This window comes from Streptomyces sp. NPDC049040, from assembly GCF_043197715.1.
Lineage (GTDB): Bacteria > Actinomycetota > Actinomycetes > Streptomycetales > Streptomycetaceae > Actinacidiphila.
The window spans coordinates 99693-121934 of sequence record NZ_JBICTO010000017.1 but is presented as its reverse complement, the minus strand read 5'-3'; the positions used below and the strand labels follow the sequence as shown (position 1 = coordinate 121934).

21 protein-coding genes are annotated in these 22242 nt (G+C 74.0%); 11 read left to right on the top strand and 10 right to left on the bottom strand.

Annotated features, from left to right (window positions below; translation table 11 throughout):
• Positions 1–104: 104 nt before the first annotated feature.
• A complete protein-coding gene (locus ACGFMP_RS30440; RefSeq protein ID WP_393676360.1) occupies positions 105–290 on the bottom strand; it encodes a hypothetical protein in 186 nt (61 codons plus the stop codon).
• Positions 291–420: 130 nt separating this feature from the next.
• The gene (locus ACGFMP_RS30435; protein ID WP_393676359.1) at positions 421–3177 is read right to left on the bottom strand and encodes a BTAD domain-containing putative transcriptional regulator; all 2757 of its coding nucleotides are present in this window, start codon (positions 3175–3177) and stop codon (positions 421–423) included.
• Positions 3178–3365: 188 nt separating this feature from the next.
• Between ACGFMP_RS30435 and ACGFMP_RS30430 the strand changes: the two genes are divergently transcribed.
• Complete coding sequence (locus ACGFMP_RS30430) at positions 3366–3887, top strand: MauE/DoxX family redox-associated membrane protein (RefSeq protein WP_393676358.1); 522 nt, start codon at positions 3366–3368, stop codon at positions 3885–3887.
• Positions 3888–3901: 14 nt separating this feature from the next.
• Here the strand turns inward: ACGFMP_RS30430 and ACGFMP_RS30425 are convergent, their stop codons facing one another.
• The 4 genes from ACGFMP_RS30425 to ACGFMP_RS30410 all read right to left on the bottom strand — a co-directional run bounded on the left by ACGFMP_RS30425 (position 3902) and on the right by ACGFMP_RS30410 (position 7413).
• A complete protein-coding gene (locus tag ACGFMP_RS30425; protein WP_393676357.1) occupies positions 3902–4570 on the bottom strand; it encodes a TetR/AcrR family transcriptional regulator in 669 nt (222 codons plus the stop codon).
• A 310-nt stretch (positions 4571–4880) separates the two neighbouring features.
• The gene (locus ACGFMP_RS30420; RefSeq protein ID WP_393676356.1) at positions 4881–5576 is read right to left on the bottom strand and encodes an HAD family hydrolase; all 696 of its coding nucleotides are present in this window, start codon (positions 5574–5576) and stop codon (positions 4881–4883) included.
• Between the two features lie 100 nt (positions 5577–5676).
• Entirely contained in the window at positions 5677–6618 is a 942-nt protein-coding gene (locus ACGFMP_RS30415; protein WP_393676355.1) for a M56 family metallopeptidase, read from the bottom strand.
• Between the two features lie 237 nt (positions 6619–6855).
• On the bottom strand, positions 6856–7413 hold the full coding sequence (locus ACGFMP_RS30410; RefSeq protein WP_393676354.1) for a DUF5134 domain-containing protein: 558 nt from the start codon (positions 7411–7413) through the stop codon (positions 6856–6858).
• A 416-nt stretch (positions 7414–7829) separates the two neighbouring features.
• On the opposite strand from ACGFMP_RS30410, the gene ACGFMP_RS30405 reads away from it, so the two are divergent.
• Positions 7830–8366, top strand: coding sequence for a GNAT family N-acetyltransferase (locus ACGFMP_RS30405; RefSeq protein ID WP_393676353.1), 537 nt, complete (start codon positions 7830–7832; stop codon positions 8364–8366).
• Positions 8367–8399: 33 nt separating this feature from the next.
• On the opposite strand, the gene ACGFMP_RS30400 is transcribed toward ACGFMP_RS30405, so the two are convergent.
• A complete protein-coding gene (locus tag ACGFMP_RS30400) occupies positions 8400–9068 on the bottom strand; it encodes a glycerophosphodiester phosphodiesterase (protein WP_393676352.1) in 669 nt (222 codons plus the stop codon).
• A 224-nt stretch (positions 9069–9292) separates the two neighbouring features.
• Here ACGFMP_RS30400 and ACGFMP_RS30395 point away from each other — a divergent pair, with 224 nt between their 5' ends.
• The 4 genes from ACGFMP_RS30395 to ACGFMP_RS30380 all read left to right on the top strand — a co-directional run bounded on the left by ACGFMP_RS30395 (position 9293) and on the right by ACGFMP_RS30380 (position 13236).
• Positions 9293–10690 carry a DUF6421 family protein gene (locus ACGFMP_RS30395; RefSeq protein WP_393676350.1) on the top strand — a complete coding sequence of 466 codons (1398 nt, stop codon included), beginning with the start codon at positions 9293–9295 and terminating at the stop codon, positions 10688–10690.
• 23 nt (positions 10691–10713) lie between these two features.
• Complete coding sequence (locus tag ACGFMP_RS30390; RefSeq protein WP_393676348.1) at positions 10714–11469, top strand: SDR family NAD(P)-dependent oxidoreductase; 756 nt, start codon at positions 10714–10716, stop codon at positions 11467–11469.
• A complete protein-coding gene (locus tag ACGFMP_RS30385; RefSeq protein ID WP_393676346.1) occupies positions 11448–12548 on the top strand; it encodes a threonine aldolase family protein in 1101 nt (366 codons plus the stop codon). Before ACGFMP_RS30390 ends, ACGFMP_RS30385 begins: the two co-directional genes overlap by 22 nt.
• Before the next feature lie 76 nt (positions 12549–12624).
• Positions 12625–13236 (top strand): transglutaminase family protein, encoded by a 612-nt coding sequence (locus ACGFMP_RS30380; RefSeq protein ID WP_393676345.1) that lies wholly within the window; start codon positions 12625–12627, stop codon positions 13234–13236.
• A gap of 35 nt (positions 13237–13271) precedes the next feature.
• Here the strand turns inward: ACGFMP_RS30380 and ACGFMP_RS30375 are convergent, their stop codons facing one another.
• Entirely contained in the window at positions 13272–14015 is a 744-nt protein-coding gene (locus ACGFMP_RS30375) for a lysophospholipid acyltransferase family protein (RefSeq protein ID WP_393676343.1), read from the bottom strand.
• A 340-nt stretch (positions 14016–14355) separates the two neighbouring features.
• On the opposite strand from ACGFMP_RS30375, the gene ACGFMP_RS30370 reads away from it, so the two are divergent.
• From ACGFMP_RS30370 to ACGFMP_RS30355, 4 genes are all read left to right on the top strand, one after another.
• On the top strand, positions 14356–14751 hold the full coding sequence (locus ACGFMP_RS30370; RefSeq protein ID WP_393676405.1) for a thioredoxin family protein: 396 nt from the start codon (positions 14356–14358) through the stop codon (positions 14749–14751).
• Positions 14752–15005: 254 nt separating this feature from the next.
• Positions 15006–15791: an electron transfer flavoprotein subunit beta/FixA family protein gene (locus ACGFMP_RS30365; protein ID WP_393676342.1), complete on the top strand. Its 786-nt coding sequence runs from the start codon at positions 15006–15008 to the stop codon at positions 15789–15791.
• Positions 15792–15884: 93 nt separating this feature from the next.
• Entirely contained in the window at positions 15885–16847 is a 963-nt protein-coding gene (locus tag ACGFMP_RS30360) for an electron transfer flavoprotein subunit alpha/FixB family protein (protein WP_393676341.1), read from the top strand.
• 141 nt (positions 16848–16988) lie between these two features.
• The gene (locus tag ACGFMP_RS30355) at positions 16989–18251 is read left to right on the top strand and encodes a DUF6986 family protein (protein WP_393676340.1); all 1263 of its coding nucleotides are present in this window, start codon (positions 16989–16991) and stop codon (positions 18249–18251) included.
• Positions 18252–18285: 34 nt separating this feature from the next.
• On the opposite strand, the gene ACGFMP_RS30350 is transcribed toward ACGFMP_RS30355, so the two are convergent.
• Complete coding sequence (locus tag ACGFMP_RS30350; RefSeq protein WP_393676404.1) at positions 18286–19275, bottom strand: LacI family DNA-binding transcriptional regulator; 990 nt, start codon at positions 19273–19275, stop codon at positions 18286–18288.
• A 153-nt stretch (positions 19276–19428) separates the two neighbouring features.
• Here ACGFMP_RS30350 and ACGFMP_RS30345 point away from each other — a divergent pair, with 153 nt between their 5' ends.
• Positions 19429–20397 carry an ROK family protein gene (locus ACGFMP_RS30345; protein WP_393676338.1) on the top strand — a complete coding sequence of 323 codons (969 nt, stop codon included), beginning with the start codon at positions 19429–19431 and terminating at the stop codon, positions 20395–20397.
• Positions 20398–20684: 287 nt separating this feature from the next.
• Here ACGFMP_RS30345 and ACGFMP_RS30340 read toward each other — a convergent pair whose 3' ends face one another.
• Positions 20685–22178, bottom strand: a complete 1494-nt coding sequence (locus tag ACGFMP_RS30340; protein ID WP_393676337.1) for an MFS transporter — start codon at positions 22176–22178, stop codon at positions 20685–20687.
• Positions 22179–22242: the final 64 nt, after the last annotated feature.

Genomic DNA, 22242 nt, shown 5'->3' with positions numbered 1-22242 from the left:
GTTGAAGTCGGCGCATGCCCGGCGGGCGGCAGGACCGCCGCCGGGCAGCGGTCACCGCGGTGACCGGGCGTCGTCGCCGTGCGTGCCCGCGACCGGGGGCGCGGTCAGCTGCAGTAGACGTAGTGCGCGCAACCGCCGCACGAGACGGTGCCGTTCGGGTGGTAGCAGCAGTACTTCGCGGCGTCCCACGTGCCGCAGGAGCACTCGTAGCCGCAGTCGGTCGCCCGGGCCACGGTGTGCGGTGCGACCAGTTCCAGCAGCCGGTCGGCCATCTTGTTCATGATGCGCATGGGTGAGTCCCTTCGGTTGCCGGGCGGGCGGGTTCCCGCCCGATGCGGCGCCGATGCCGGCCCCCCGCGCCGTCGTCCCGCCGCTCCGAGCAGCCTGTGCCAGGGGTGTGAGCGGTTTCTCAACGACTTCTCAACGGCTCGCGGTCCGCCGCTGCCCGTCCGCCGGGGCCGCCCGCAGTGCGGCGGCCCGGTCACGGACCGCGTCGGCCTTCGCGTCGCCCACGGCGTCGTAGAAGTCCGCGGCCCGGGCCCAGGCGTCCAGCGCGGCGGCGGCGTCACCGGTCCGCAGATGGGTCTCGCCCAGGCGGACCAGCGTCTCGGCGGCCGGGTGCAGGTCGTCGCAGCCGTGGAAGAGCTCCGCGGCCCGCCCGAAGCCCGCCACCGCCCCCTCGATGTCACCCCTGACATCAAGGATGTAGGCGATGCTGTCCCACGCGTGGCCCTCGCCCTCCGGGCACTTGAGGTCGGCCAGGACCCGCTGCGCCTCGCGGCAGTCCGCCAGCGCGGCCTCGTACTCGCCGTCGTGGGCCCGCAGCCAGCCGGCGTTGTTCAGCGCCCGGGCGGCGGCGACGCTGTCGCCCGCCTGCTCGAACAGCTCCCGCGCGCGCAGGGTGGGATCCAGCGCCCTGCCCGGCCGCTGCCGGCTCAGCGGTCCTGCGAGGCCGAGCAGGACGTAAGCCTCCAGGACCGGTTCGCCCAGGCCCTTGTAGAGCCCGATGGCCCGGTCGAAGTGCTCGATCGCCTCCCGGTCGCGGCCGAGCTTGACCTGGGCCCTTGCGACGCTGTTGTGGCAGTGCGCCTCACCGAGGCTGTCGCCGAGCCTGCCCGCGGCCTCCAGCGCCACCGCGTGCACCCGCAGGGTTTCCTCCCACAGGCCGCGCCGTTGCATGAACTCCGCGAAGGACCAGGCCAGTTGCCAGGCCCGTCGGTCGAGCCCCGCCCCGGTCGCGGCCGCCAGCAGCGCGGGCAGCGCCACCGACTCGTCGGCGTACCAGCGCAGGGCCTCGGACTGCCCGGAGAACCGCTCCACCACGGCGCCGGGCTCCGGGCGTCCGAGCGTCAGGCCGTCGCGGTGCGGGTAGCACACGGAGTTCGCCGCGGATGCCGAGTGCAGGTAGTGGTCGAGCAGGCGGCGCGTCGCCGCCTGCCGTACGGCGAGGCTGTCGGCGGCCTGCGCCTTCTCCGCCGCGTACACCCGCAGCAGCGCGTGCAGGTACAGCCTGCCGGGCGGCCGGATCTCGACCAGGTTGGCGCCGCTGAGGTGCGCGGCCGGCTCCCTGGTGCGCTCCACCGGAAGGCAGGCGAGGCTCGCGGCGGCCGACAGCGACAGATGCGGGCCCGGGTGCTGCCCGAGCCGCCGGAAGAGGCGGGCGGCGCTCCCCGGCAGGTCCCGGTAGGACCGCCAGAAGACCTTCCGCAGGTCGATCGCGGGGTCGCTGTGCGCGAACGGCTCCAGATCCGTGTCGGTGTGCTCCAGGTCCGCGGCGGCCTCGGACAGCGGCAGGTCGGCGCGCTGCGACAGCTGGGCCGCGACGATCGCCAGCGCGAGCGGCAGCCTGCCGCACCGCCTGATGATCAGCGAGGTGGCCTCGGGTTCGGCGGCGGGCCGCGCCTCGCCCAGCCACGCGGCCAGCAGGTGGTGGGCGTCCTCGCGCGGCATGACGTCGAGTTGCAGCAGGTGCGCCCCCGCGGTGACGGCCAGTCCTGACAGCTCGGAGCGGCTGGTGACCAGGGTCAGGCAGCCGGGCTCCGCGGCCAGCAGCGGCCGGACCTGGGCGGCTCCGTGGGCGTTGTCGAGCACGACGAGGACCCGGCGTCCGGCCAGCATGCTGCGGTAGAGGCCGATCTGCGCCTCGAATCCCGACGGCACCTGGGACTCGGGGACTCCGAGCGCGCCGAGGAAGCGGGGCAGGACCACGGCCGGGTCGGCCGGGTCGACCGTGCTGAGGTCCACGTACAGCTGCCCGCCGGGGAAGCGGTCGCGCTGGAGGTGCGCCCAGCGCAGCGCGACCGACGACTTGCCCACACCCGGCGGTCCCGAGATCGCGCAGACCGCGGCCGACGCGCGGTGCTCGTCCGCCGCTATCGCGGTCAGCCGGGCCAGCTCCGCCGTGCGCCCGACGAAGTGCCGCAGGCCGACCGGCAGTTGCAGCGGAACCGGCAGCGCCGCCTCGGCAGGGCCGCCGGTGCGCAGCAGCGTCCGGTGGATGCGCTGGAGCGGTGCGCCCGGCTCGACGCCCAGCTCCGCGGCGAGGGTCCCGCGGACCCGGGCGAAGTGCGCCAGCGCCTCGGCGGTCCGCCCGCACCGGTGGAGCGCCTCGATCAGCGCGGCCGCAAGCGGCTCGTCGAGCGGGTGCTCCTCGGCGAGCGGCGACAGCGCCGCCACCGCTGCCGCGGGGTCGCCGCCCACCGTCCGCGCCCAGCGCAGCAGGGTCTCCTTGCGCTCGTCGCGCATGCGGTGGCGGGCCCGTTCCGCCCACTCGCCGGGCAGCCCGGTCAGCGGGTCGCCCCGCCACAGTGCCAGGGCCGCGCCCAGCGGCTGCGCCGGATCAGGCGCCGCCGACGCCTGCTTGACCAGGGCGCGGAAGCGCAGCACGTCCACCCCGGCCTGGTCGACGTCCAGCAGATATCCGCCGACCCGGCGGACGACGTCGCCGTCGTCCGCCAGGACGTGGTGCCGGATCCGGGTGATGACCGTGTGCAGGGTGCGCCGCGCGCCGGGCGGGACCCGCTCTCCCCAGACCCGGGCGAGCAGTGACTCGACGGGCACCACGCGGCCGGCCTCCCATGCCAGCGCGGCGAGTGCGAGCGTGACCTGCGGAGGCCGGACGGGTCGGGACTGCCCCGACCGCTCCACCTCCACGGGCCCGAGCAACCGGATCAGCACGACGGTCCACCCCCTTGCCTGTGGACCGTCGAGCGTAACGGGATCACCGGCCTGAGTGATACGAGATACGTAATACCACGGTTTCGGCCGCGATGCCGCCCGTGGGTGTTTCCAGCGCTGTGACCTGCACGGTTCGCGGGAGAGCGGAGGGCTTGTCAGATCCGGTCGGCCGTGGCTAGGTTCGCCTCGTGCAGTACGTTGACGTTGCCAGCAGGCTGCTGCTGCTCACGGTGTTCGCGCTCGCCCTGGCCGGGAAGCTGTCCGGCCGCGGCGCCTGGGACGCGTTCGTCGAGTCGATCAGGGCGATGGCGGTGATCGACCGGAAGAGAGCCCCGATGGCCGCCGTGGCGACCGCGGTTGCCGAGGCCGGCGTCGTCCTGCTGGCCATGACCCCGCTCAGATGGGCCGGTTCCGCGGCCTTCGTCCTCGCCGCGGGACTGCTCGGCTGTCTCACCGCAGCGGTCGTCACGGTGGTCCGCCGGGGCGCCGCGGTGCCCTGCCGGTGCTTCGGCGCCTCCGAGACGCCGCTGGGCGTGCCGCACGTGGTCCGCAACGCCGTCCTGGTGGCCACCTCCCTGCTCGGACTGGGCGGATCCCTGGTGAACGGCCCCTTCGACCCGGTCCTCGTCGTCGTCGTCGCCGTCTTCGGCGCCGGGCTCGGCCTGCTGATGGCCCGTTGGGACGACCTCGTCTCGCTGCTGCGGGTGTGACCCCGGCGCCGGCGTCAGGCCAGCGGAGCCGGCGCACCGCGGACCACGGGAGGCCGGCGGTTTCCGGACGCAGGGTCGTAGTCCTCCGCCCCCGGCGGCGGCGCACCGGCGGTCCAGGCCAGGCCGTAGCGCTGGAAGAGCTCGGCACGCAGCCTCAGGACCGGCATCGGCGCCCCGGGCAGCAGCAAGGCCACCGAGGCGCCCATCAGCAGCGCCCGCAGCAGCCGGTACTCCTCCTCGGGGTCGGCCGCACCCCAGCAGGTCACCGTGTCCCGCAGCAGCTGCGCGAGCCGCTGCTGCTCGGGGCACTGGATGAAGCCCTCCTCCTGGAGGATCGAGGCCATGTGCGTGCGCATCAGCGTGATGTGACCGGTACTCATGCCGAGCATCGCGTCGATGGCCCTGGCCAGCAGCTCCTGCCCGTCCTCGGTCCGCGGCTCGCGCTCCAGCGCGTCGGCCAGCTCGCCCGCCATCAACCGGTGCACTGCCGACTGGAGAAGCGCGCGCTTGCCGGAGAAGTAGTACGACACCAGACCCCTGGCGGAGCCGGCGCGCTGCGTGATGTCGGCCAGCGTGGTGGCCTCGTAACCGCGCTCTTCGATCAGTTCGACCGTGGCTTGCAGCAGCCGCTCCCGGGAGCGCCTGCGCATTGCTTCATTGACCGAAGCGCTCCGAGGGGACATGCTTTACTCCTGGGTTGACTGGCTCCGAGCCAATATACTCAGCACACCCCGGTGGGCCAGTGCCCGCACGGGGGTACGGGGACGGGCGCCGGGGCCGGCGGCCCCCGGGGGGGGGCGGGGCCGGCGCCCCCCCGGGGGGGGGGGGCCCCGGGGGGGGCGGGGCCCGCGGCCCCCGCCCCAGCGCGCCCCCCCGGGGGGGCGGGGGGGGGGGGGGGGGGGGGTGGGGGGGGGGGGGGGGGGGGGGGGGGGGGCGGGGGGGGGGGGGGGGCGGCCCCCCCCCCCCCCCCCGCCGTTCTCCCGTGCGCACGGGTCAGCCGAGCAGGCCGAGCACCGCACGCAGCCCGTCCGGCCTGCGGTCGGCGGGCAGGTGGTCCACGAAGTGCACAGGGCAGCCGAGAGCGGCGGCCCCGCCGTCCGCTGTGCGGTCGTCACCCACCATCAGGGTCTCCCGCGGCGGTACCCCGAGCCTCTCGCAGGCGGCGCGGAAGATCGCCGGATCGGGTTTCTGCCTCCCGAATTCGAAGCTCAGCACGAAGACGTCGACCAGGCGGTCGAGCCCGTGGGCCGCGAAGACCGGCCGCGGATCCCAACCGATGTTGCTGACCACCGCGACCGGCACGCCCCGTTCCCGCAGCGCCGCGAACACCTCGGCGGTGTCCGGGTACGGCTGCCAGGCCGCCGCGGCCATGTGCCGGTCGTAGAGCGTGTCGTGGATGTCCCAGGGCAGCCCGATCGCCCGGGACCTGGCGGTGTAGGCCCGCCGGTGCAACTCCGCGCTGAGGTCGCGCCGCGCCCAGTCGGGACCCGCGGCGTCCGCCCGCCAACCGGCGGGCGGCGCTCCGCCCGGCTGCGCGCCCGACTGCTCCAACCGCTCGGCCCAGTGCGCGATCTCGTCGTCACCGGCGGCCACGCCCGCCGCCCGCAGGGACCCGCGCAGCCAGTCCGCGCAGGGCTCGATCCTGAAGACGGTGCCGGAGAAGTCGAACATGCAGCCTTTGACCTTCATCGCCTCGCCTGATCGCGTCGTGGGTCCTGCCCGCCGTTCACGTCCGCGGGCAGGGCGGGGTGTGGGGTGTCCTGCACATGGTCGGCGCTCGGCCGGCCGGTCACCAGGTCAGCGCGCCGAGGCCGGGGCCGAAGGCGATCAGCAGCGGGATCGCGGGCACCAGCAGGGCGCAGGCGCTCATCCGCATCCTGCGGGCCAGCGGCAGCCGGGGCGCCGGGTCCAGCAGCCGGTGCACCCGGCCGGGCAGCGCGGCCAGCGGTGCGGGAGCCGGGCCGAAGACACCGCGCTCCTCGTTCAGCTCCACCAGCGCCAGCGCGGTGGTGAGCCGGCCGAAGCGGCGCGACGCCGTGTCGTCGGCGGCGAGTTCGACCAGGTGGTGCACCTGGTCGCGGAAAGCGGTGAAGACGGGCACCTGGGGGAAGCCGCCCGCGAGCGCCCCCGCGCAGTGCAGCAGCACATCGTGCCTGGCCCGCATGTGCCCCTGCTCATGGGCGAGTACCGCGTCCAGCTGGCGGCCCTTGAGCCGGCCGAGCGCCGCCGTGGTGATCACCAGCCGCGGTTCCGCGCCCGACAGCCACCAGGCGTCGGACCTCGGGTCCTCCAGCACCACCAGGCGCTCGCCCGCCGGTACCTCCTCGCCCGGCAGACGCGGCGACCGCACCCGCAGTTCGGCCCGGCGCTGCCGGCGCCTGCCGCGTGCGCGGCGCACCTCGCGGGTGAGCATCGCCGCCGTCCACACCCCGCCCAGCGCGAGCATGACGGCCAGCGCGCCCGCACCGCGGCCGTACTCCGACAGGCCGTAGGCGTCGACGACGCCATGCGGTGCGAAGGCGAACACGTGGCCGCGCACCGCCGCCCACGCCGCCGAGGCGGTGAGGGCCAGCGCCGAGAGGCAGCACAGCAGCACGGCGGCGACCACGCACTGCCAGACCCACAGGGCCAGCACCGGTTCGCGTTCCGGCCAGTCGGCACGGGACAGCAGTCGCGGCGCCATCGCCGCCGTCAGTGCGCCCAGGATCAGCAGCACGAACGGGACCGTCATGACGATCACCCTAGGAGTGCACGGTGAACGGCGGGGTCGGCCGGCATCCGATGTGACGCATCACTCACGCGGCCCCGTGGAGCCCGCCGCGCCGCCGGGCCCGGCGGCACGGCGGCCCGTCGGATGCCTGCCCGTCGCGGCGCCGTCCGGCACGCCCCGCCGCGCCCGCGGGGGCGGCGGGGCCTGCCCGGCAGCAGGCCGGCCGCTGCGGGGCGCACGGGACCGGCCGCCGAGCCGTCACAGGGTCAGCAGCATCGCGAACATGGCCAGCGCCATCGCCACCCGGCACGCCGCCGCGACCTCGGGGGCGTGCCGCAGGCGTATCGCGCCGCCGGGAGGCAGGGGCGCGGTCAGGGCCGCGGGGGGCGGAAGGGCCGGTATCGCCAACCGGGTGCCCGTGTGCAGCACATAGCCGGCGAAGTACACCAGCAGCAGCCCGGTCAGCAGCGGGGCGCCCGCGCCCGCGTGGGCCGCGTGGCCCGTGTGCGCCGAGCCCGCGCTCGCCATCGCCGCCGACATGTAGACCATCGCCCCGGCGCACAGCAGGTGGTGCATCCGATGGGACATCGGGCGGCCGGACGGGCGCAGGGCGTGCAACGCGACCGTGCCGAAGACGACCACGAGCGCCGCGGTGCCCCACCGCGGCGGCTCGAAGACCGACAGCGGGACGGCCATCACGGCCATGCCCGTCCCCAGCAGTGCCTCGCTCCGCGCCTCGCGGCGCAGTATGCACCAGACCGCCGCGGCGGCGCTGAGCACCACAAGCAGCCAGGCCACCAGCGGCGGTCCGTGCATCGCCCCTCCCCCCTCGGGTCCGCGGGCCGCCCGGGTGCGCGTAGGCGGTCCGCGGAGAGCCTGCCCGGTCGCGGCGGCGCACACCCGAGCGCATTGAAGTGGATGGGGGAGCGTTTTCCACGGTCGCGCGCCGCCCCTCCTCGCCGGCAACCCGTGCGAGCCCCGGCACCGCGGCGCCCAGGCTCCGACGGCAGGACCCTGCCCGTCCCCCGGCCGCTGAGCGGTGGCTTCCGGCCCCGGACCCTGGGCCCCGAGCGGTGGCACCGCGGCCCCCAGGCTCCGACGGCAGGACCCTGGGCCCCCGGCCGCTGAGCGGTGGCTCCCGGCCCCGGACCCTGGGCCCCGAGCGGTGGCTTCCCGCCCCGGACCCTGGGCCCCCGGGCGGGGCCGCGCCGGGCCCGGCTAGCCTGTCCGGCATGGACACCGCCGCCGGCCCGGGCTTCCGGCCCGCCACCGCAGAAGACGTCCCCGCGCTGGTCGCGCTGATCGAGTCCGCCTACCGCGGCGACGCCAGCCGCGCGGGCTGGACGACCGAGGCGGACATCCTGGAGGGGCAGCGCACCGACCCCGAGGGCGTACTCGCCGTCATAGCGAAGGCCGACAGCAGGCTGGTCATCGTCGAGAGCGGCGGCGAGCTCGTGGCCTGCTGCCAGCTGGAGCACCGCGGCGACCATGCGTACTTCGGCATGTTCGCGGTGCGCCCGACCCTCCAGGGCGGCGGGCTCGGCAAGCTGATCATGGCGGAGGCGGAACGCTTCGCCCGCGACGAGTGGGGCGTCGCCGAGATGCACATGACCGTGATCTCGGTCCGCGCGGACCTGATCGCCTGGTACGAGCGGCGCGGCTACACCAGGACCGGCAAGACCAGCGCCTTTCCCTACGGCGACGAGCGTTTCGGGAAGCCGACCCGCGACGACCTGGAATTCGAGCTGCTGACCAAGAAGCTCGCCTGACGACCGGCGCCCCCGACGCCGCGGGCCCCGCCGTCAGACGGCGGGCTCGGCCGGCAGGTCGGTCGCGGCGCCGTCCAGCCGCAGGGCCCTGGCCAGCGCCCAGTCCTGCGCGGTGTTCACGGTCCAGGCCATGACCGCGATCCCGGCGGCCTGGCAGCGGCGTACGACGTCCAGGTTCAGCCGGGTGAGATCCAGGCTGACCAGCCGCGCCCCGACCGCCTGAGCGCGGCTCACGATCTCCGGGCCGAGGTCGCTCGCGACCAGCACGGTACGGACGTCGGGCAGCAGCGCGTGGATCTCGGCGAGCGCCTCGTCGTGGAAGGACAGCACACTGACCCGCTCGGTCTCGCCGCGCTCGCGGAGCGTGTCGGCCAGCGCGCGGGCCGCCGCGGCGTCCTTGATCTCGGCCTGGATCGGGCGGCTCACCGCGTCGAGCACCTCTTCGAAGACCGGCACCCGCTCGCCGAGCCCGGCGTCCAGGGTGCGGATCTCGGCCAGCGTGAGGTCGCGGATCTGCCCGCTGCCGTCCGTGGTGCGGTCCACGTCGGGGTCGTGCATCACCACCAGCGCGCCGTCCTTGCTCAGGTGCAGGTCCAGTTCGATCTGGTCGAGCCCGGCCTGCTCGGCGCGGCGGAAGGACCGCAGGGTGTTCTCCGGCTCGACGCCCATGACGCCGCGGTGACCGACGGTGAGGAAGCTCATAGCGGCACCATAAGCCGCCAGGGCAACGGCGGGCCGAACGCGCCGTGACGAGTCGGCGCCGGGCGGCCGTCCCCGGATTCCCATGCCGCAATCCGGGACATCCCACGGAGGAAACGCCGCAGCAGGGCTATTCGGCCGGACGATCCGCTTCGACTGCGCTTGAAGCGGGAACAACCTCGTGGATACGGTGGTGGCACGGTAATTTTTTCTGTGGAGGAGCGGTCATGGGTGAAGTTCTTTCGTCGGAGGCGGCTCGCATCGGTCGGATATCCGGCGAATCTGTCGTCGCTCAGCCCGTGTGGGCGGCGCTGAAGCAGGCGGTCGAGGCCATCAGGCCCTGGCAGTCGAAGGACGGCTCGATCGACTTCGACGCGGAGGGCGCGCCCTCCCGCGAGGACGCCGAGCGCACCCTGGGACGGGTCGTGGACGCGGTCGGGCAGCTGACGGACCTGCTGCCGCACGACGCCGAATACCACCGCGCCCTGGCGGCCGACCTGAGCCGCTGGGCCGACGGCGGCTTCGGAGTGCCCGACTTCCTTGACTCGCTGCTGGCCTTCCAGCCCTCCGCCGACCGCCGCGACGGCCGCCGGCACGTGGTCGTGTTCCCGATGTACACGCAGAACGGCAACCCCGACCGCAATCTCGAAGCCGTCGCCCTTCGGGTGATGTGGCCGGACTGGCTCGCGGAGCTGGAGCGCACCCGGTACGACAACCCGCAGTTCGTACCGATCACCTTCGAGGACTTCACTCCCGGTTACGACACCAACTCGGCGGTGCTCTTCCCCGAGACCGTCGCCGTGCGCAAGCCCCCGGAGCGCTGGAGCTGGGGCGCGATCTTCTGCGACCGCGAGGCGGCCCGCTTCCGCGCGGTGACCGCCGCCGCCGTGGACACCCTGGGCCTGGAGCTGCCGCCGGAGGCCGCGCGGCTGGTCGCCGACCAGGAGCTGGCGCAGCAGACCTACGTGCTCTGGGACATGATCCACGACCGCACCCACAGCCACGGCGACCTGCCGTTCGACCCGTTCATGATCAAGCAGCGGGCCCCGTTCTGGATGTACGGCCTGGAAGAGCTGCGCTGCGACCTCACCACCTTCCGTGAGGCCGTCAAGCTCCAGGCCGAGGGCCACCCGATGGGGCTCGGCGTGCAGTACGCGATCCTCTTCGACCGGCTCTTCCGCTTCCCGGTCACCGGCGAGCGGGTGCGCAACTACGACGGACTCGGCGGTCAGCTGCTTTTCGCCTACCTGCACAAGCACGACGCCGTACGCTGGACGGACAACACCCTGCACATCGACTGGGAGCGCGCACCGCAGGTCACCAACCAGCTCTGTGCCGAAATCGAGACGCTGTACCGGGACGGCATCGACCGCCCCAAGCTCGTGCACTGGTTCGCCGCCTACGATCTGGTCGCGAGTTACCTCTCGCCGCATCCCGGGTCGGTCTGGGCCAAGGGGCCTGACGCCCTGGACCTGGAGCTTCCCCCGCGCAAGCTGGTGGACGACGTGCTGGCGGACGAGTTTCCGCTCAGCATGTTCTACGAAGCCCTTGCCAAGAAGCTCCGCGAGGTGATCGCCTCCACCAAGGGGATCACGGGCGACAGCCCGGTACGGAGCGCCGCGTGACCGGTGCGGCCGAGGAGGCGGACATGACGACGGACACGTATTCCGGTGGTCTTGACGGAGCGGTGATCGCGGTGGCGGGTGCCGGCGGACCGGCAGGCCGTGCCGTACTCCAGCGATTGGCCCGCGCGGGCGGCCATGTCATCGCCGCCGACGCCGATCCGGAACGCCTGGCCGAGGCCGTCGACGCGGCGCGCTACGACGCGGGCGGCGCCGACATCACCGGAGAGATCGTCGACCTGCTCGACCTGGAGGCCAGCCAGGACTGGGCGGCCCGGATCGAGAAGGACCACGGCAGGGTCGACGGCCTGGTCCACCTGGTCGGCGGCTGGCGCGGCTCCGCCTCCTTCCCCGAGACCGAGCTTGCCGACTGGGACGTGCTGCACAAGCTGCTGATCCAGACGGTGCAGCACACCTCGCTCGCCTTCCACGACGGTCTGATGCGCAGCCCCGGCGGGCGCTACGTGCTGATCAGCCAGTCCGGCGCAAGCCGGCCCACCGCGGGGAACGCCGCCTATGCCGCGGCGAAGGCGGCCGCCGAGGCGTGGACGCTCGCACTCGGCGACTCCTTCCGCAAGCTCAGCGGCGACGACCCCACCGCGGCAGCCACTGTCCTGGTGATCAAGGCGCTGGTGCACGATGGGTTGCGGGCCGAGCGCCCGCAATCCAAATTCACCGGTTTCACCGATGTGCGCGATCTCGCCGACGCGATCGCGGACGTCTGGAACCGCCCCGCCGACGATGTGAACGGGACCCGCCAGTGGCTGACGCCCCAACCGTGACAGAACCGACCACCCCGACCGACGCCGTACGGCGGCACGACCCGGGCACGCGCGGCTTCGCCAGCGACAACTACGCGGGGGTCCACCCCGAGGTGCTCACCGCCCTCGCGTTGGCCAACGGCGGCCACCAGGTCGCCTACGGCGGCGACGCGTACACCGAGCACCTCCAGGAGCTGTTCAAGCGGCACTTCGGCCCCACCGCCGAGGTCTTCCCGGTCTTCAACGGCACCGGGGCCAACGTGACCGCCCTCCAGGCGGTGACCGAGCGCTGGGGCGCGGTGATCTGCGCGGACTCCGCGCACATCCACGTGGACGAGTGCGGCGCGCCCGAGCGGGTCGGCGGGCTGAAGCTGCTCACGGTGCCGACCCCCGACGGCAAGCTCACCCCTGAGCTGATCGACCGGCAGGCGTACGGCTTCGACGACGAGCACCGGGCGCAGCCGCAGGTCGTCTCGATCACCCAGACCACGGAGCTGGGCACCTGTTACACGCCCGAGGAGATCAAGGCGGTCTGCGACCACGCCCATCAGCTGGGCATGGCCGTGCACCTGGACGGCGCGCGGCTGGCCAACGCAGCGGCGAGCCTGGGGGTGCCGCCTGCCCGCTTCACCACCGAGGCGGGGGTCGACATCCTGTCCTTCGGCGGTACGAAGAACGGCCTGCTGTTCGGCGAGTGCGTGGTCGTGCTCAGCCCGCAGCGGGTGCGCGCGCTGCCGTACCTGCGCAAGCTGTCGATGCAGCTGGCGTCCAAGATGCGTTTCGTGTCCGTGCAGTTCGAGGCGCTGCTCGCCGGCGACCTGTGGCTGCGCAGCGCCGAGCACGCCAACGCGATGGCCCGCAGGCTGGAGGCGGCGGTACGCGGCATCGACGGGGTGCGGGTGTTGCGGCCGGTGCAGTCCAACGCGGTCTTCGCGGTGCTGCCGCGCGAGGTCAGCGAGCGGCTGCAGAAGCGCTACCGCTTCTACTTCTGGGACGAGTCGACCGGTGAGGTGCGCTGGATGTGCGCCTTCGACACCACGGAGGACGACGTGGACGGCTTCGCCGCGGCCATCGCCGAGGAGATGGCCTCCGGCGCGTGACCCCCGTCGCCTGAATATATATACGGAGTGCGGCAATTCGATTGATCGAAGGTCGGTGGCTCTCTAGGGTCGGTCCATGGAACCGATCCAGGAGGTCCCCGACCTCTCCGCATATCTCGCGGCCGATGACGTCATCGACCACCACGACCCGCTGGTACGGGAGACCGCCGCGCTGCTCGCCGAGGGTCTTCATGAGCCGCATGAATATGCGGAAGTGGCCTACGAATACGTCCGCGACGCGATCCCGCACTCCTTCGACTCCGGCGACCCGCGGGTCAGCTGGCGGGCGTCCGACGTGCTGGAGCAGCGCAACGGCATCTGCTACGCCAAGTCACACGCCCTCACCGCCCTGCTGCGGGCCCGCGGCATACCCGCGGGGCTCTGCTACCAGCGGCTCACTGAGGACGACGGCTCCGACCCCGCTCTGCACGGCCTGATCGCCCTGCGGCTGCCCCGCGTGGACCGCTGGATACGGCTGGACCCCAGGGGCAACCGGCCGGGCGTGGACACCCGCTTCTCGCTGACCGTGGAGCGGCTGGCCTTCCCGGTGCGCCCGGAGCTGGGGGAGTGCGACTACCCGATGGTCCACGCGGCCCCGCAGCCGGCCGTCGTGGCCTGCCTGCGCGCCGCGCCGGACAGTTCGGGGATCGTGCTGCCCACCGAACTGTCCGGCGCAGCGGCCGGCTGAGCCCTGGTTCCCCCGTGACGCGCCCGAGTCGGCCGTCAGTTCGCCACCTCGGGCGCCCGGTCGCGCTCCGCCGCGGCCTCGGGCGTCGGGGCGGTGCCCCCCAGGTGCGAGGGGAGCCACCAGTGGTCGTCGGGACCGGACGGGCGGCCCGGGTACGCGCGCTGCGCGTCCTCCAGCAGCTCCTGGACGCGCATCCGCAGCCGGCGGGTCAGTGCGCCGGCCTTCTCGTTGTCGTGCGGGCGCATCTGCTCGCCGATCCGCATCGAGATCGGGAACTTGGTGCGGCCGAGGCTGCGCGGGTGGCCCTTGGTCCACAACCGCTGGGTACCCCACAGCGCCATCGGCAGCAGCGGCACGCCCGCCTCCATCGCCAGCCGCGCGGCGCCGGACTTGAACGACTTGAGGGTGAAGGACTGCGAGATGGTCGCCTCGGGGAAGACCCCGATGATCTCGCCCCTGCGCAGCGCCTCCAAGGCGTGCGCGTAGGCGTGCATGCCCTCCGAACGGTCCACCGGGATGTGCTTCATCGCCCGCATCAGGGGCCCCGACACCTTGTGCCGGAAGACCGACTCCTTGGCCATGAAGCGCACCAGGCGCCTGGCGGGCAGCGTCGTCAGGCCGCAGAAGACGAAGTCCAGGTAGCCGATGTGGTTGCTCACCAGCAGGGCGCCGCCCTCACGCGGTACGTTCTCCGTGCCCCGGATGTCGAACCGCAGGCCCTGCACCTTGAACATGGTGCGGGCGAAACCGATCACCGGTGGGTAGACGAGTTCGGCCATGTCAGGGCACCTGCTCTCTCCGGGGCGGCGCTCCCGGCGGAAGTTACGCGCCCGTAGGTTGTCCGGCCGCTGAGCGATGGTGCCTTGGCAGCGGGTCCGCTGTCACCCCGGGCGACCCCGCCACGGGGAGATTCTTCTCACGTCACTGCGCAGTCACCCCGGCGCCGATTCCGCTTCGGCGTCAGGTCGTCCGCCCGACCGAGCGTACGCCTCGGGGCGGAGCGGGTGCCGCAGCCGAGGCGGGCGGTGGAGGTCGGGACGGCGGACGCGGCCGGCGGGGTCCGGCGCCCGGGGGAATCGCCGCGGCCCTGTCGACGCTGAAGTGCGGGAATAGCATGCGCTGCGAGCGCGGCGTGGCGGGCGTGGCGCCCTGGGCGCCCGCCACCGGCGCGAAGACAGGAGGATCCGGGTGCGTGCCACGGACGGTGATGAGCGGCTGACGGCGGCGGACCTCGGCGCGCCGCTGGGTGAGCGGGCCACGCTCGTGCAGTTCTCCAGCGCCTTCTGCGCGCCGTGCCGGGCCACCCGGCGGGTGCTGGCGGAGGTCTCGGCGATGGTCGAGGGGGTGCGCCATGTGGAGATCGACGCGGAGGCGCAGCTCGACCTCGTCCGCAGGCTGCACATCCTCAAGACGCCCACCGTGCTGGTGCTCGACGCGGCCGGCGCCGTGGTCCGCAGAGCCTCGGGACAGCCGCGGCGCGCCGACGTGATCGCCGCGCTGGGCGCAGCGGTCTGACGGTTTCGCCGCGCGGCGTCGCGGCGCACCGCCGTCGGCGTAGGGCAGGTCACACGCGGCGAACCTTGCGAAGCGCCGCCACCCTCTGTCTACTGGCAAGTAATATATCTGCCGGGGTACTCGCCGCGACGCGTGCTGCGTCCGGCGGGGAGCCGCAGCCACGGGCGCCTATGCTGCCAATTCCGGGGCACTTGCCAGGGCGCTGCCGGGGCAGTTGACGAAGACGTGCAGGACGAAGCAGTAGGAGAGCAGGCGTGAGCTTGAGGATCGTAGTCGCTGTGAAGTACGTGCCCGACGCCACCGGCGACCGTCACTTCGCCGATGACCTGACCACCGATCGCGACGCGGTCGACGGCCTGCTGTCGGAGCTGGACGAATACGCCGTCGAGCAGGCGCTGCAGATCGCCGAGGCGGCCGACGACGCGGAGATCACCGTGCTGACGGTGGGGCCGGAGGACGCCAAGGACGCGCTGCGCAAGGCGCTGTCCATGGGTGCCCACAAGGCGATCCACGTCGAGGACGACGCGCTGCACGGCACCGACGTGATCGGTACCTCGCTGGTGCTCGCCAAGGCCATCGAGCACGCCGGCTACGACCTGGTCGTCACCGGCATGGCCTCCACCGACGGCACGGCGGGCGTGGTGCCCGCGCTGATCGCGGAGCGCCTCGGCATCCCGCAGGTCACGCTGCTGTCCGAGGTCGCGGTGGCCGAAGGCAAGGTGACCGGGCGCAGGGACGGCGACGCGGCCAGCGAGCAGCTGGAGGCGTCGCTGCCCGCACTGGTGTCCGTCACCGACCAGTCGGGCGAGGCCCGCTACCCGTCCTTCAAGGGCATCATGGCCGCGAAGAAGAAGCCGGTGGAGGCCCTCGACCTGTCCGACCTGGGCATCGACGAGGCCGAGGTCGGCCTCGTCGGCTCCTGGACCGCCGTACAGGAAGCCACCCAGCGCCCGCCGCGCACCGCGGGCACGATCGTCAAGGACGAGGGCGAAGGCGGCAAGCAGCTCGCGGCCTACCTCGCGGAGCAGAAGTTCATCTGATGGACGGCCCCGCCCGGCGCCGCGCGCCCGGGCAGGGCAGCAGCGACCGCAGGCCCGCCCCCGCCCCTCACTTTCCGCAGGAGAACGATTCCCATGGCTGAAGTCCTCGTCCTTGTCGACCACGTGGACGGCGCCGTCCGCAAGCCGACCCTCGAACTGCTGACCCTGGCCCGCAGGATCGGCGACCCGGTCGCCGTCCACCTCGGCCCCGGCGCCGAGACCGCCGCCCCCGTGCTCGCCGAGCACGGCGCGGTCAAGGTGCTCACCGCGGACGCGCCCGAGTTCACCGACTACCTGGTGGTGCCCAAGGTGGACGCGCTGCAGGCCGCGGCCGCCGCCGTGTCGCCCGTCGCCGTCCTGGTGGCCTCCTCCGCCGAGGGCAAGGAGGTCGCGGCCCGCCTCGCGCTGCGCCTCGGCTCCGGCATCATCACCGACGCCACCGACGTGGTGGCGGGTGACGACGGGCCGGTCGCCACCCAGTCGGCCTTCGCGGCCGCCTTCACCACCAGGTCGCGGGTCAGCCGCGGTGTGCCGGTGATCACCGTCAAGCCGAACTCGGCGCCCGTCGAGGCCGCCCCGGCGGCCGGCGCGGTCGAACCGCTGGCGGTCACCTTCGGGGAGCTGGCCACCGGCACCAAGGTCGTCTCCCGCACCCCGCGCAAGTCCACCGGCCGCCCCGAGCTGACCGAGGCCGCGATCGTGGTCTCCGGCGGGCGGGGCGTCAACGGGGCGGAGAACTTCTCGGTCATCGAGGAGCTCGCCGACTCCCTCGGCGCGGCCGTCGGCGCCTCCCGGGCCGCGGTGGACGCCGGCTGGTACCCGCACAGCAACCAGGTCGGCCAGACCGGCAAGTCGGTCTCGCCGCAGCTCTACATCGCCAACGGCATCTCCGGCGCGATCCAGCACCGGGCCGGCATGCAGACCTCCAAGACCATCGTGGCGGTCAACAAGGACGCCGAGGCCCCGATCTTCGACCTGGTCGACTACGGCGTGGTCGGCGACCTCTTCCAGGTCGTCCCGCAGCTCACCGAGGAGATCAAGACCCGCAAGGGCTGACCTGCCCGCAGCAGGCCTTCACCCCGGCCCCCGTACGCCCGGCGTACGGGGGCCGCGGCATGCGTCCTGCGGGTGTTGACCCGGCAGGACGGCCCCGACTAGCTTCCCTTCAACGGTTTGTTGAATTCGGGAGGGTGGCCCATGGTGCAACCGGCCGGTACGACACTTGCGGACGCGTACGTCGCCGAGATCGGCGCCTCGCTGGCCGCCACGGACGCCGAACTCGCCCGCCGCTACCCGGGCGACCCCGGCACCCGGCAGCCGGTCCACACCGTCTACGTGCCGGCCGACGCCTTCACCGCAGGGACCGTACGGGACTGGGGCGACAGGGCGCTGGCCGCGCTCGACGCGCACGCGCCGGACGCCGGCGCGCTGGCCGGGGTACTCGGCCTGCCCGCCGGGCTCGCGGCGGAGGTGCACGACCGGGTGCGCGACAAGCTGCGCCGCGAACCGGTGGAGGACCTGCGCATCGACTTCGAGGACGGCTACGGCACCCGGCCCGACCCCGAGGAGGACGCTGCGGCGGTCGCCGCCGCGCGTACGGTGAACGCGACGACCGCCGACGGCAGCGCCCCGCCGTGGATCGGCATCCGCATGAAGTGCATGGAGGCGGCCGTGCGGGACCGCGGCATCCGCACCCTCGACCTCTTCCTCACCACGCTGCTCGACGGCGGGGGGCTGCCCGCGGGGCTCGTGCTGACCCTGCCCAAAGTGAGCTTCCCCGCCCAGGTGCGGGCCATGGCCGCGCTGTGCGGGCAGTTCGAACGGGCCGCGGGACTGGCCGCGGGCCGGATCGGGTTCGAGATCCAGATCGAGACCACCCAGTCCGTGCTCGGGCCGGACGGCACCGCCACGGTGCCGCGGCTCATCGAGGCCGCCGAGGGCCGCGCCACCGCGCTGCACTACGGCACCTTCGACTACAGCGCCGCCTGCGGGGTCAGCGCCGCCGACCAGGCGCCCGACCACCCCGCGGCCGACCACGCCAAGGCCGTGATGCAGGTCGCCGCGGCCGGCACCGGCGTGCGGCTGTCCGACGGCTCCACCAACGTGCTGCCGGTCGGCCCCACCGAGTCCGTGCACGCCGCCTGGCGGCTGCACCACGGGCTCGTACGGCGCTCGCTGGCCCGCGCGTACTACCAGGGCTGGGACATGCATCCGGCGCAGCTGCCGACCCGCTACGCGGCCGTCTACGCCTTCTACCGGGAGGGCCTGGACGCCGCTTCGGGACGGCTGGCCGGCTACCTGGCGAAGACCGAGGGCGCGGTGCTGGACGAACCGGCGACCGCCCGCGCGCTCAGCGGCTACCTGCTGCGCGGCCTGGACTGCGGCGCCGTGGACCCGGCCGAGGTCACCGGCCGCACCGGGCTGACCCGTGAAGGGCTCGACGCGCTTGCGGGCCGGTAGCCGCGCGGCCGGAGGTCCGCTCGGGCCGTCCGGATCAGTCGGCCGGCGGGATCTCGCCCGAGCCGCGCGCGATCAGCCGGGCCGGCAGCTCCACCCGGCTGGTCTCCTGCGACGTGGCGCCGTCCAGCCGGCGGAAGAGGAGCTGCGCGGCGCTGCGGCCGAGGCCCGGCGCGTCTTGGGCCACCACGGTGACCGGCGGGTCGAGCAGGTCGGCGAGTTCGAAGTCGTCGAAGCCGACCAGCGCGACCGGCCGCGGGCGGCCGGACAGGACCCGCACCGCGGTGACGGTGACGCGGTTGTTGCCCGCGAGGAGCGCGGTGACCGGCTCCGGCCCGGTGAGCATGGTGGCCAGCGCCGCCCTGACCCGCTCGGGTGTCGTGGGACCCATCGCGTACCAGTCGGGGCGCACCGGCAGACCTGCGTCGGCCATCGCCTCGCGGTAGCCGCGCAGCCGCTCGGCCGCGGTGTGGATGCCTGGCTGGTCGCCGATGAAGCCGATCCTGCGGTGGCCGTGCGCGATCAGGTGGGCGACGCCGGTGCGGGTGCCGCCCGCGTTGTCGGTGAGGACGACGTCCGCGTCGATCCGGCCGGCCGGCCGGTCCACGAACACCGTGGCGACACCGGCGTCGATCTCCGGGGTGAGGTAGCGGTGGTCGTCACTGGCGGGCACCACGACGAGGCCGTCGACCCGGCGGGCGCAGAAGGCCAGCACCAGCTCCTGCTCGCGGCGCGGGTTCTCGATGCTCGAGCCGGTGAACAGCAGCGCGCCGTGCGCGCGGGCCACGTCCTCCACCGCACGGCTGAGCGCACCGTAGAAGGGGTCGGCGAGGTCCTCGAGCACCAGCCCGACGCTCGCGGTCCTGCGGGTGCGCAGGAGCCGGGCGCTGTCGTTGCGGCGGAAGCCGAGTGCGTCGATGGCCGACTGAACTCGGGCCACCGTGTCGGGCGTGACGCCCGGTTCCTCGTTCACCACGCGGGAGACGGTCTTGAGTCCGACGCCCGCCCGGGCGGCGACATCCTTCATCGTGGGCCGGGGGACACGTCCAGGAGTTTGGGTCACGGTCGTAGTATTCCCTGCGGCAAGAGATGGACAACGTTGTCACGATCAGGCGAGACTACCTCTGGGACCGCCGTCGCGGAACCCGGGCGACACAACGACGAAGGAGACCCTCGAACGATGCACCCCCACGGCGCGACCGGTCCACTCGTGGCCGCACTGGACATCGGCGGTACGAAGATCGCCGGGGCGCTCATCGACACCGAGGGCCGGCCCGTCGCGCGGTCCCTGCGGCCGACGCCCGCGGCCCGGGACGGCGAGACGGTGATGGGTGCCGTCGCCGAGGTCGTCGCCGAGCTGCGCGCCGCACCGCAGTGGCAGGCGGCCGTCGCGGTGGGTATCGGAAGCGCGGGTCCCGTGGACGCCCTGCACGGCACCGTCAGCCCGGTCAACGTTCCCGGCTGGCGCGACTTCCCGCTGGTCACGCGGGTCGGCGAGGCGGCCGGCGGGCTGCCCGTGGTCCTCACCGGCGACGGTGTCGCGATGACGGCGGCAGAACACTGGCAGGGTGCCGCCCGCGGCTACGACAACGCGCTGTGCATGGTCGTCTCCACCGGGGTCGGCGGCGGGCTCGTGCTCGGCGGCGCCCTGCTCCCCGGGCCGACCGGCAACGCCGGGCACATCGGCCACATCAGCGTCGACCTCGACGGCGACCTGTGCCCCTGCGGCTCCCGCGGTTGCGTCGAGCGCATCGCGAGCGGCCCCAACATCGCCCGCCGCGCCCTGGAGTCCGGCTGGCTGCCGCCGGCAGGCACCGAGCCGACCGCGGCCGCGGTGGCCGAGTCCGCCAGGGCCGGCGACCCGCTCGCGGCGGCCTCCTTCGACCGCGCCGCCCAGGCGCTCGCGGCCGGTATCGCCGCCACCGCCACCCTGGTCGAGATCAACGTCGCGGTCATCGGCGGCGGCGTCGCGGGCGCGGGCCCCGTCCTCTTCGACCCGCTGCGCGAGCACCTGACCCGCTACGCCACGCTCTCCTTCGCCGCGGGTGTGGACGTGGTCCCGGCCAAGCTCGGCACCGACGCCGGCCTGGTGGGCGCCGCCGCTGCTGCGGCCCAGGGCCTCGGCCTCGCCGGCTTCGTGGCCGGCTGACCTTCGCCCGCAGGGGCGCTCCGGCGCCGGGCGCGCGATCCGTCCGGTGCGCTCGTGCGTCCCGCTCGCGGAATCGGCCTGCGCCGACTCACGGCCGCGCCGAGGGCTTTACGGGCCCAGGGGCTCGGCCTCGACGGTTTCGTGGGCCGGTTTCGTGGGCCGGTCGACGTGGCGGGGCCGCCGGAGGCTGCGGGGTGGCCGATCCGTCGTGCGCGTGGCGCCCGGGGGGCCTTGGGCGGGCGGTGCACTCGTGTGGTCCCGCTCGCCGGGAGCGGCCGGGACAGCCCTTAACGCCGCGCGGCCGCGACTGCCGCTGCGGCTCCGGACAGGGTGGCCGTCCTGCGGGCCCGGCGGCCCAGCAGGAGGACGGCGGCCGCGCCGGCCAGGCAGGCGGCGGCGCTGAGCAGGAAGGCGTGGTTGGCGCCCGAGGCCAGTGCGGCGGCGGGGGAGTGGCCGTGGGCGGCCGTCACGACCGAGACGGTCAGGGCGACACCGAGGGCGGAACCCACGTAGCGGGCGGTGTTGTTGGCTCCGGAACCCATCGCGCTGCGCTCGGCGGGGACGCTGGAGACGGCCAGCCGGGCCAGTGCCGCGTTGAGGACGCCGCTGCCGACGCCCGCCACGGCCAGGCCGGGGAAGAGCCGGCCGTAGGAGCCGCCGACGTGCATCCCGTACAGGGCGCCCTGGCCGACGGCGGAGACCATCAGGCCCAGTGCGGCCTGCGTGTCGGCACCGATGTGCGGTGCGAGGCGGCGGGCCAGCAGCGCGGACACCGCCGAGATGCCGGACCAGACCACGAAGAGCAGGCTGGTCGACACCGCGCTGGTGCCGAGCACGCCCTGCACCATGGTGGGCAGGTAGCTGAACAGCCCGACCACGGCCAGGCCCGTGGTCAGCGCCCCGACACCGGCGGCGAGGAAGGTGGGGTTGCGCCACAGCGCCGGGTCGAGCATGGGTTCCGCCACCCGGCGTTCCACCGCGGCGAAGACCGCGAGCAGGGCGACGGCGGCGACCAGCAGGATCAGCACGGCGGGCCGCAGCCAGCCGCTGCGGCTCTCGCCGAAGCCGGCCACCAGGGCGGCTGTTCCGGCGCTGAGGGTGACGGCACCCGCGATGTCGAGGCGGCGGGGGTGCGCGGCACGCGACTCGGGGACCGCGGCCGTCAGCAGTGCCACCGGCACGGCGAGCAGGGCCAGGCCCCAGTAGAGCGAACGCCAGCCCCAGGCCTGGGTCAGTACCGCCGCGTAGACCGGCCCGATCGCGATGCCGCCGCCGACGGTCGCGCCCCAGACGCCGAGGGCGCGTATCCGGTGCTGCCCCGCGGGGTGGGTGTCGGCGATCAGGCCGAGGCCCGCGGCCAGTACGGCGGCGCTGGCGACGCCCTGGAGGATGCGTCCTGCCAGGAAGAGCGAGGTGTCGGGGGCGGCGGCCGACAGCACGGTGGCCAGCAGCAGCAGGACGGCGCCCGCCCCGAACGTGCGCCGCCGTCCGCGGGCGTCGGCGACGCTGCCCATGGTGAGCAGCAGCGCGGCGAGGCCCACGGGAGTACCGGTGAGCATCCAGGTCTGGGCGACCGCGCCGGAGTGCAGGCCGTGGGAGGTGGCGGCAAGTGTGGTGGCGGGGGCCGTGAAGGCCATCAGCGTCAGCAGGGTGCCGAGGCCCACGGTCAACAGGGTCATCGCGGCGCCCGGTGCGGCCGCCGGCGGTCCGGCCTTCCCTTCCCGGTGGTCGGGCGGGGCGGCGTCCTTGGCCGTGCTGCTCTGTGCGGCCTGCGCGTTCATCAGGTCTCCTCCGCGGGGGCGGTCGGGACGGGAGTGCCGGAATCGATTGAGTCTGGTCAATGAA

Coding starts and splice junctions, on each gene's coding strand:
- ACGFMP_RS30340 (WP_393676337.1), bottom strand. CDS start 22,178: ATGAACGCGCAGGCCGCACAGAGCAGCACGGCCAAGGACGCCGCCCCG.
- ACGFMP_RS30405 (WP_393676353.1), top strand. CDS start 7,830: ATGGACACCGCCGCCGGCCCGGGCTTCCGGCCCGCCACCGCAGAAGAC.
- ACGFMP_RS30425 (WP_393676357.1), bottom strand. CDS start 4,570: ATGTCCCCTCGGAGCGCTTCGGTCAATGAAGCAATGCGCAGGCGCTCC.
- ACGFMP_RS30395 (WP_393676350.1), top strand. CDS start 9,293: ATGGGTGAAGTTCTTTCGTCGGAGGCGGCTCGCATCGGTCGGATATCC.
- ACGFMP_RS30360 (WP_393676341.1), top strand. CDS start 15,885: ATGGCTGAAGTCCTCGTCCTTGTCGACCACGTGGACGGCGCCGTCCGC.
- ACGFMP_RS30375 (WP_393676343.1), bottom strand. CDS start 14,015: ATGGCCGAACTCGTCTACCCACCGGTGATCGGTTTCGCCCGCACCATG.
- ACGFMP_RS30440 (WP_393676360.1), bottom strand. CDS start 290: ATGCGCATCATGAACAAGATGGCCGACCGGCTGCTGGAACTGGTCGCA.
- ACGFMP_RS30350 (WP_393676404.1), bottom strand. CDS start 19,275: ATGAAGGATGTCGCCGCCCGGGCGGGCGTCGGACTCAAGACCGTCTCC.
- ACGFMP_RS30400 (WP_393676352.1), bottom strand. CDS start 9,068: ATGAGCTTCCTCACCGTCGGTCACCGCGGCGTCATGGGCGTCGAGCCG.
- ACGFMP_RS30380 (WP_393676345.1), top strand. CDS start 12,625: ATGGAACCGATCCAGGAGGTCCCCGACCTCTCCGCATATCTCGCGGCC.
- ACGFMP_RS30415 (WP_393676355.1), bottom strand. CDS start 6,618: ATGACGGTCCCGTTCGTGCTGCTGATCCTGGGCGCACTGACGGCGGCG.
- ACGFMP_RS30410 (WP_393676354.1), bottom strand. CDS start 7,413: ATGCACGGACCGCCGCTGGTGGCCTGGCTGCTTGTGGTGCTCAGCGCC.
- ACGFMP_RS30390 (WP_393676348.1), top strand. CDS start 10,714: ATGACGACGGACACGTATTCCGGTGGTCTTGACGGAGCGGTGATCGCG.
- ACGFMP_RS30420 (WP_393676356.1), bottom strand. CDS start 5,576: ATGAAGGTCAAAGGCTGCATGTTCGACTTCTCCGGCACCGTCTTCAGG.
- ACGFMP_RS30345 (WP_393676338.1), top strand. CDS start 19,429: ATGCACCCCCACGGCGCGACCGGTCCACTCGTGGCCGCACTGGACATC.
- ACGFMP_RS30355 (WP_393676340.1), top strand. CDS start 16,989: ATGGTGCAACCGGCCGGTACGACACTTGCGGACGCGTACGTCGCCGAG.